At 71.9% G+C, this 2,019-nt stretch carries 2 protein-coding genes; both read left to right on the top strand.

The features are described 5' to 3' along the window. Positions 1–1,315: hypothetical protein (locus ACWIF2_RS40580; protein WP_454366710.1), on the top strand; the 1,315-nt coding region annotated here is incomplete at its 5' end. Next, positions 1,252–1,995 carry a tetratricopeptide repeat protein gene (locus tag ACWIF2_RS40585; RefSeq protein WP_454366711.1) on the top strand — a complete coding sequence of 248 codons (744 nt, stop codon included), beginning with the start codon at positions 1,252–1,254 and terminating at the stop codon, positions 1,993–1,995. The genes ACWIF2_RS40580 and ACWIF2_RS40585, both read left to right, overlap by 64 nt. Positions 1,996–2,019: the final 24 nt, after the last annotated feature.

Consider the following 2,019-nt stretch of genomic DNA (forward strand, 5'->3'; position numbering starts at 1 on the left):
CCCTTGGTCCCAGCGTTCAGCTGGGACCAAGGGTCCTTTTTTGTTTTTGCAGTGCGCGCTGGGCACCCGGCTGCGCGAGAATGACTTGCGGTACCGAAGACAGGAGTCACCATGTCCACCAACTCTCCCGACGACCGACCGGAGCGCGACCAGCGGCGACGGGAGGGGGACCGGAGCGACCGTGGCGGTCAGCGCGGGGACCGTGGAGACCGTGGGGGCTTCCGCCGCGACAACGACCGTGGTGGCTACGGGCGTCGTGACGGCGAGCGAAGCGATCGCGGTGATCGAGGCGATCGTTCCGACCGTGGTGAGCGTGGTGGCTTCCGGCGTGACGACGGCCGTGGTCGTGACGACAACCGTGGTGGTGGGTTCGGCCGGCGCGACGACCGTGATCGGGGACCGCGCAGGGACGACCGTGACCGAGGCGGGTTCCGGCGGGACGACCGCGGTGACCGCCCCTCCTTCCGTCGTGACGACCGTGGAGAGCGACGCGACGACCGGGACCGTGGTGGCTTCCGGCGTGACGACCGGCGTGACGACCGTCGCGACGACAGCCGTGGTCGTGACGACAACCGCGGTGGTGGCTACGGCCGGCGCGACGACCGTCGAGGCGATGTCCGTCGCGGAGACGACCGTGGACCGCGCGGTGGGTTCCGCCGCGATGACCGGCGCGATGACCGTCGGGACGACAGGCGTGACGACCGTCGCGATGGTGACCGCGGAGGGTTCCAGCGGCGCGATGACCGTGGCGAGCGTCGCGACAACCGGGACCGTAACTTCCGTGGGGATGACCGCGACCGAGGTTTCCGGCGTGACGACCGCGGCGGCTTCCGCCGGGACGATCGCCGCGATGACCGGCGCGATGATCGTCGGGACGACAGGCGTGACGACCGTCGGGACGAGCGCCGTGGGGACGACCGCGGGGAGCGCGGCGGTTTCCGTCGGGACGACGCCGGTCGAGGCGGGCGTGGCGGCTTCCGGCGCGACGACGCTCCTCGGGGCGAGCGTGGTGAGTTCCGGCGTGACGACCAGCGCGGTGCCCGTAGTGACCGCGGCGAGCGCGGCGGCTTCCGTGGGCGTGACGACCGTGGTGGGCGTGGGCCCCGGCGGGACGATCGCGATCGTCCCGGGTTCCGGAGCGAGGGCGGTGACCGTGGTGGTTTCCGTGGGCGCGATGACCGGCGCGACGACCGGCGTGGTGCCGGCCGGTTCCGTGAGGAGCGCGAGCGGGACAGGGAGCCGATCAAGCGGCTGCCGATCCCCGAGGACGTCACGGGCGAGGAGATCGACAAGGACGTACGGCAGGAACTGCTGAGCCTGCCGAAGACGCTCGCGGACGATGTCGCCAGGAACCTGGTGATGGTCGCGCGGCTTCTCGACGAGGACCCCGAGGGCGCGTACAACTACTCGAGGATCGCGCTGCGGCTGGCGTCGCGTGTCGCCGCCGTGCGGGAGGCCGCCGGTTTCGCCGCGTACGCCAACCAGAAGTACGGCGAGGCGCTGGCCGAGTTCCGGGCCGCCAAGCGGATGACCGGGAACATCGATCTGTGGCCCGTGATGGCCGACTGCGAGCGTGGGCTCGGGCGGCCGGAGAAGGCGCTCGACATGGCCGGCGCCCCCGAGGTGCACAAGCTCGACAAGGCCGGACAGGTCGAGATGCGGCTCGTTGCCGCCGGTGCGCGGCGCGACATGGGGCAGCTGGACGCGGCCATCGTGACGCTGCAGAGCCCCGAGCTGGCCGCCAACTCCGTGCAGCCGTGGACCGCGCGGCTGCGGTACGCGTATGCCGACGCGCTGCTCGCCGCCGGGCGGGAGAGCGAGGCGCGGGAGTGGTTCGCGAAGGCCGTGGAGGCCGACCGGGACGGCAGCACGGACGCGTCGGACCGGCTCGCAGAGCTGGACGGGGTGGAGTTCGTCGACGTCATGACCGATGACGAGAGCGACGAGAGCGACGGCGGGAACTCCTCCGAGGACTCCGAGGAGGAGAAGGACTGACGTCCGGTGGAAGGGGGCGGATCC

Source organism: Streptomyces sp. NPDC055506 (assembly GCF_053643595.1).